Genomic DNA, 6,961 nt, shown 5'->3' with positions numbered 1-6,961 from the left:
CCCATGAAGCTGGCGGCGGCGGACCCGTCGCCGGGCCGGCTGATCAAGCAGCCTGAAAACGAATGCGCGTGACAACTACCTTGACGAATACCGTTGCGGGCTCGCGGCGGGTAATCGCCGGCGGCACGTTGGCTGGATTCTGGCTGATGTCGGCCATGTCCGAATGGGTCGGATTGGAACTGTAGAGCCGGTTTCCCGCCCCGCTGCCCGGTTTTGCCGACTGGCTCTGCGCGGGCTGCGTGGACCCGTTTCCATCCGCACGCGCGGCGGTCGAAGCCAGAACTCCGCCAGCAGCCAGTCCTGCGGAGCCAATGAGCACGCTGCGACGATCCATCCGCACAGGGGAGCTGTCACTGGTTGATTCGGGGACCGAGCGTTTGGTTTGCGTTCTTTCGATTGGGCGTTTCATGACTTTTCCTTTCACCTGTCAGATGCAATCGCCGCCCGGGCCAGCCGTTCGCGATCCCTTCTGCGGGAAACCGTCCGGGCGATCTGAAGGTAAGACGCTGGCTGCGGCCGGACATTACAGAGATCTGGAATTAGCAGTCTCGCTGAATCCCGCGCGGCGCGCCAAGGACAGGATCATGCGCCGGACCAATACCCTAATTTGGCTTGGGCCCGCGGGCTGGGTGCGCAGCCGACATCGAACCGACAAGGGCAGTGGCCATGCGCTTTCGAAACATGAACAAGAGCGTACGAGCTTCCCGCGTGCCGAGCCCCAAAGCCTCCGCCGCGACCTCGATGCTCTGGCCTTCGGTATCAACTCTGCGGAACAACTCGCCCGACAGCTTCCCGATATCGGCCTGCACGGCGTTTTTGCAGCTGCACAAGGGGCCCGAAAACAGCTTCTCGGTTGCCCGATCCTCTTTCGTCATACCAGCCATGCGATACTCCTGAAACGGCTTTGGTTTGAAGACGCCGTTCGGAGCGCAGCATTACAAGGCGCTTTCTTCGTTTCCGCAATCGGTCTCTTCAACAGGATGCTCGCAGCCGACCGGCGGACAGGAGCAATCGTCAAAGCCATGACGGCAACAAGGGCCGCAGTGGGCCACCAGTGCGTCACCCAACGCGGCGCGGGCGCGGTGAAGACGGACATTCAGCGTTCCGGCTTTCAGCACCAGGTCTGCCGCAACCATCGCGCGATCACCGTCGTCGATGTCAATTCGGCGGATCAGTTCGGCATCACTCGGACGCAGTTCAGTGACCAACCCTTTGACGCAGTTGCAGATCACGTCCATGTCTTCGACCGGGTCATCGGTGAAAACAGCGGACTGAGCCTCCAGTGCGACAGCCTCCTTCAGACGCCTGGACCGTCCCGACTTGCGATAGTGATCATTCAGCGCTGACCGCAACACCGCATAGAGCCAGGCATCCATGCGGTCCGCCTCGCGCAGCTGATCCTTACGTGCCAGAACGCGGATGCAAAATTCCTGCAGCACGTCCTCGGCATCGGCCCGGTTTCCCAGCCGTTTGACTAGGAAAGCCAAAAACGCATTTCTGTTCACCGACAGGGTTGCTTCGAGGCCGGGCTGATCGGCGTGGCTGTCCTTTGGGATATGATTTTTGATTTCCGACATGGTTGCACGCCGCCCTTGCATAGAAGTTCCGATCCAACCCGGCAGGCCGATTCATTAGACATGTCGCCATCGGTAAATGCTTCGAACCTATCCATTCCAAGACGAAATTCCAATGGCAGAGTTTTTGAAATCAGCCATCCATTGCACCGATGAATTCTATCCGCATGGTTGCTGAAGACAAAAGCGCAGCATTTTTCACAGTCTCGCCGTCTCGCGTAACGCCCTCAGCTTAGGGTCAGGACCCATTGATTTCGGGCGGACTGCGTGATTCACCGTTCAGAAATCGAGCGGTGAACATGTCTGATCTCTTCTGGCTGACAGATGCGCAGATGGCGCGTCTTGAGCCCTATTTCCCGAAGTCCCACGGCAAGCCGCGCGTCGATGATCGGCGTGTGCTGAGCGGGATTATCTTCATCAATCGCAATGGGTTGCGCTGGCGTGACGCGCCTGCTGAATACGGCCCGCACAAGACGCTCTACAACCGTTGGAAGCGGTGGAGTGATAAGGGCATCTTCGCGCAGATCATGGTCGGCCTTGCCGCCGAGCACTGTGAGAAGAAGACGGTCATGATTGACGCCACCTATCTGAAGGCCCACCGGACCGCGACCAGCATGGGCGCGAAAAAGGGGGGCGTGGACGCCTGATCGGCCGAACCAAGGGCGGCATGAACACCAAGTTGCATGCCATCTGCGACAGCCAGGGGCGGCCGCTCGACCTGTTCGTCACCGCCGGTCAGGTCAGCGACTACATCGGCGCACGGGCATTGCTCGGCAGCCTGCCGAATGTCGATTGGCTGCTCGGAGACCGCGGCTACGACGCCGACTGGTTCAGGGAAGCATTGAAAGACAAAGGGATACGCGCGTGTATCCCCGGTCGAAAGCAGCGCAAGAAAACCGTGAAGTACGACAAGCGCCGATACAAACGGCGCAACCGGATCGAGATCATGTTCGGCAGGCTCAAGGACTGGCGGCGCGTGGCAACCCGCTACGATAGGTGTCCGAAGGTCTTCCTCTCGGTAATCGCTCTCGCAGCAACCGTCATCTATTGGCTATGAGTCCTGACCCTAGGCCTCAGCCGCCTGGACGCCGGAGACCAAAGCCTCCGGCTGTCCGGACTGTTTGACCCCGTCCAGCCGGGTACGTTTCAGGAGCAGTGCATTCACCGCGACAAGCGCCGAACTGCCCGACATCGCAATCGCCGCCACGGCGGGACTGACCACAAGCGGATAGAAAACCCCGGCAGCCGCAGGAAACGCCACCACGTTGTAGGCAACCGCCCAGAACAAGTTCTGGTGCATCTTGCGCAACGTGGCCCGCGAAAGCTCAATCGCACCGAGAACATCGTGCGGGTCGCTTTTCATCAGCACCACATCGGCACTTTCCATGGCCACGTCCGTTCCAGCACCGATGGCAAAGCCGACATCGGCCTGCGTCAGCGCCGGGGCGTCGTTGACGCCGTCGCCGACCATGCCCACCCGCTTGCCCTGGGTCTGCAACTCCTTGACCTTGTCGGCCTTCTGGCCCGGCAGAACATCCGCCAGGATGATGTCGATGCCCAGTTCCGACGCGATGCGTTTGGCCGTGCCCTCGTTGTCGCCGGTCAGCATCGCCACCTCGACGCCCCGTTCACGCAGCTTCGCGACCGTCACCTTGGCGGATGGACGCGGTGCGTCGGCAATGGCCACAAGTCCAAGTAACCTTCCGCCACGAGCGACGTGTACCACAGTGCGCCCCTCGCCCTTCAGGTCGTCCGCCGCCGCCGAAAGATCGGCAAGGTCGATCTTCTGCTCGTCCATGAGCCTACGGTTTCCAAGGTAGACCAGCTCACCTTCGATCTCGGCCTGTGCACCCTTGCCTTCGATGTTGAGGAAGGCACCGGTTCCGGGCACGTCCAGCCCCTCGGCGCGTTCGATGATCGCCAGCGCCAGCGGGTGGTCGGACCCGCGCTCCACCGCGGCCGCCATCCGCAGCACAGTATCGGCATCCGTTCCGTCAGCAGGCACCACATCCACGACGCGCGGCTGCCCCATGGTCAGCGTTCCGGTCTTGTCGAACACGATGACGTCAAGCTTCGTTGCCTCTTCAAGCGCCCCTGCGTTCTTGAACAGGATGCCGTTCCGCGCCCCGATCCCGGTGCCGACCATCACCGCCATCGGCGTGGCAAGGCCAAGCGCGTCGGGACAGGCAATCACGAAAACCGTGATCGTCAGGGTGACAGCAAATAGAAGCGGCGAACCGATCCACCAGAACCATACCGAAAAGGTCGCAAGCCCGATAATGACCGCGATCAGCACAAGCCACTGCGATGCCCTGTCGGCCAAAAGCTGCGAGGGTGCCTTGGAGTTCTGGGCCTCCTGCACCAGCTTGACGATCTGGGCCAGCGCGGAATCCGCGCCGACCTTGGTCGCCTTGAAGCGGAAGCTACCAGTCTTGTTGATGGTCGCGCCCACAACCTTGTCGCCGGGTTTCTTGGCGACGGGCATAGACTCGCCCGTGAGCATGGATTCATCGACAACCGACTCGCCCTCGATCACTTCGCCATCAACCGGGATCTTGTTGCCGGGTCGGATGATGACGGTCTCGCCGGCCAGAACCTCGGCGGTGGGCACCTCGATTTCCTCCCCGTTTCGCAGGACCACGGCCATGGGCGGTGCCAGATCAAGCAGCGCACGGATCGCCTCGGAGGCACCCGCACGGGCCCGCATTTCCAGCCAATGGCCAAGCAGGATAAAGACCAGCAGAACCGCCACGGCTTCATAGAACTGAACGCCAGGGAAGAAGAAAGTCGATCCGACGCTGAAGAAGTATCCGGTGCCGACAGACAAAACCACCAGCACGGCCATGTTGAGAATACCATTTTTTAATGCGCGCCATGCCGCGATGAAGAACGGCCAGCTCGGCCAGACAATTGCCGCGCTACCAAGAAAGAACAGCCAGAGGTCCAGCCTCAAGCCGAATGGAGGCGCAGGAGGCGTGAACATTCCGCCCATCGGCGAATAAATGAAGATCGGGACGGTAAAGAGCAGCGCAACCCAGAAGCGGTTGCGCATGTCCTTGACCATCGCCGCCATGTCGTGACCGGCGCCATGCCCCATCTCGTGCGCCATCTCCTCGTGAGAGGTCGGCGCCTTTGCGCCATGGGCAGCGTGACCGGCATGCCCCTCATGACCGGTATGATCCTTGTGGTCCATTTTGCAGATGTGCTCGGGAAGCTGCTCTCCGGCGCAGTGAAAACCGCACTTCTCAATCGTGCCGCGTAGGGTTTTCTCATCCACCACCGCTTCATCATATTGCACCGTTACGCTGGCCGAGGCAGGGTTTGCTTCGGCGCGGTGGACACCGATGAGCGCCATCAAATGGCGTTCAACCCCGAGATGATCGAGTTCCTCGAACAGCCCGCGGACCTCTAGGGTCAAAGTTTTCATGGTTGGCTCCTGTCGAAAATTTCGCGCAGTCTCAAAAGATCGTCAGAATAATAGACGCCGCTCGGTGGCGGCTGTTACATGAAAGGATGAAAACAGCGGCGGATTTTTGCGATTGGCGCGCCGCAACAGCCGGTAACATCGGCTGATGGCGGGCGTCAGTCCTTCACGGGATACCATGCAGTAAGGGCTCTCAAGCCATTGACGAAGCTATCCTTAAAGTGCGGAATGCGGAGCCGAACAATGACACGCCAGGCCGACACAAGTGAACGACCCCACAAATCCTTTGCCCTCGTTCTCAGTGGCGGCGGGGCACGGGGGTTGTCACATGCGGGAGTTCTCAAAGCCCTGGTTGCCAGAGGCTACATCCCGAGTGCCATCGTCGGTGTGTCGATGGGGGCGGTTGTTGCTGCGACATACGCCCTAAACGACAACTGGTACAACGAACTGGTTGAGATGGACACCAGCGGATTTCCGGCAACGCCCGACTTTCGACTGCCAGGTCTGATTGCGAGACTGAGGGGCTTCAGGATTGCGCTTCTTGCCGCCAGGGACATGTATTTCGGCTGGGGCGTTGGAGCACGCACCGAAACCTGGGGCCGCAATGTCTTGACCGATCTGACCAAGGGCAAGAACCTGCAGGACGGCCGGATTCCGATTTTTGTTTGCGCAACCGACATGCTGTCGGGTCAACGCGTGGTATTCGACGAGGGGCGAGCGACGGATTGCATTTATTCGAGCGCCGCATTAGCCGGAATTTTGCCGCCCCTTGTGCATGGGGATCACATACTCATGGATGGGGCCTACGCGGACATCGCGCCTGTCGATGTGGCAAGAGCCGCCGGCGTCGAAGCTGTAATCGCCGTCGATCCCAGCCAGCGCGAAAATACCACCGGTCCCAAAAACGGCTTGCAGGCGATGTTGCGCTCTATTGAGGTCTGCCAATACGAACATGCAAGGCTGCGTTTCGCGCAGGCCGACCTTGTTATCCGGCCCGCATTCACCCAAACAATCGGCACACTTGAATTCCGGTTGAAGCGTCACTGCATTGCTGCAGGGGCCGTGGCCACCCGCCGCGCACATGATGAGATCAAGAAGCTGCTCGATCCTGAAGTCAAAGTCCAACCGGCCGAAATGTAAGGTGCTCGAGCATCCTACTTGGTTTCGCACACCCCCCGCCACGTTCAAGTCCTTCAGTCTGTCTCCTTGCCTTGATTTCGGCACCGCGTTAGGGTCATTCACGTCCGCATGCGCGAACGCGTCGAGCCCCAGGACCAGCAGAATTGCGATTTCGCGTCTGGTCTTCTCTTGCAGGTCTCTGGCCTCCGCACTCGAAATCCCTAGCGCTTCGGCAGATTTGGAGAGCTCAAGTCCTTCCAGATCGACCATGCGAAACAAGTCCCGGCGTAAGGTCTTTTCAGGTGCGTCCAGATCAGACAAGCAGGCGCAGAACAGTGCGTCGACCAGTCTTTGGAATTCTGCCCCATACTTGGCCTCGTCGACCACCAATTGGGAACACCCTGTTTTTTCGTTGGCCATTTTCTTGCTCTCTCAGCCCACAACCGTTCCACGGCGTTTAGGGAGGTGACGCTCGCAGGGCCAAGACCATTACACTGGGTGGATCGAACGTTCGTCGCCGCAGCAATCACCGAGATTTGTGATTTTGGGAGTGGACGAACAGCCATGCGGCGGGCAGGAGCAATCGTCGAAGCCGTTTTCACAGCAGCAACCGCAGTGCTTGAGAAGGCTTTCACGAAGTGTTGCGCGTGCCCTGTGCAGACGCACGTTCAGCGTACCTGATCGGATGTTGAGGGAAGATGCCACCTCGAACCGATCCTCTCCATCAAGATCAATGCGTTGAATCAAAGTGACCTGCCCCTATTTTCAGGGCCACTCGTAAGTCGAGTTTGTTCTGCATTTGTGTGCCATCATTCGGCGGCGTGAGCAATGGGCGCAGGCGCGG

6 protein-coding genes are annotated in these 6,961 nt (G+C 59.7%); 2 read left to right on the top strand and 4 right to left on the bottom strand.

The genetic code is table 11. The features are described from left to right. Positions 1–43 precede the first annotated feature (43 nt). From BLV97_RS21010 to BLV97_RS20270, 3 genes are all read right to left on the bottom strand, one after another. Positions 44–409, bottom strand: coding sequence for a hypothetical protein (locus BLV97_RS21010; RefSeq protein WP_143037601.1), 366 nt, complete (start codon positions 407–409; stop codon positions 44–46). Between the two features lie 193 nt (positions 410–602). Next, positions 603–884 (bottom strand): hypothetical protein, encoded by a 282-nt coding sequence (locus BLV97_RS20275; protein WP_035839788.1) that lies wholly within the window; start codon positions 882–884, stop codon positions 603–605. A 51-nt stretch (positions 885–935) separates the two neighbouring features. Continuing rightward, positions 936–1,577, bottom strand: coding sequence for an RNA polymerase sigma factor (locus BLV97_RS20270; protein WP_051645910.1), 642 nt, complete (start codon positions 1,575–1,577; stop codon positions 936–938). Between the two features lie 296 nt (positions 1,578–1,873). Between BLV97_RS20270 and BLV97_RS20265 the strand changes: the two genes are divergently transcribed. After that, a protein-coding gene (locus tag BLV97_RS20265) for an IS5 family transposase (protein WP_092164229.1) occupies positions 1,874–2,631 on the top strand; the annotation gives its coding sequence in 2 pieces (ribosomal slippage) (positions 1,874–2,198 and positions 2,198–2,631; 759 coding nt in all). 9 nt (positions 2,632–2,640) lie between these two features. Here BLV97_RS20265 and BLV97_RS20260 read toward each other — a convergent pair. Next, positions 2,641–5,001 (bottom strand): heavy metal translocating P-type ATPase, encoded by a 2,361-nt coding sequence (locus BLV97_RS20260; RefSeq protein WP_035839794.1) that lies wholly within the window; start codon positions 4,999–5,001, stop codon positions 2,641–2,643. Between the two features lie 240 nt (positions 5,002–5,241). Between BLV97_RS20260 and BLV97_RS20255 the strand changes: the two genes are divergently transcribed. Then, on the top strand, positions 5,242–6,138 hold the full coding sequence (locus BLV97_RS20255) for a patatin-like phospholipase family protein (RefSeq protein WP_160169156.1): 897 nt from the start codon (positions 5,242–5,244) through the stop codon (positions 6,136–6,138). Positions 6,139–6,961: the final 823 nt, after the last annotated feature.

This window comes from Allgaiera indica (assembly GCF_900106675.1).
Lineage (GTDB): Bacteria > Pseudomonadota > Alphaproteobacteria > Rhodobacterales > Rhodobacteraceae > Acidimangrovimonas > Acidimangrovimonas indica.
Note: the sequence above shows the minus strand (reverse complement) of the source record. Positions and strands in the feature narration are given on the sequence as shown.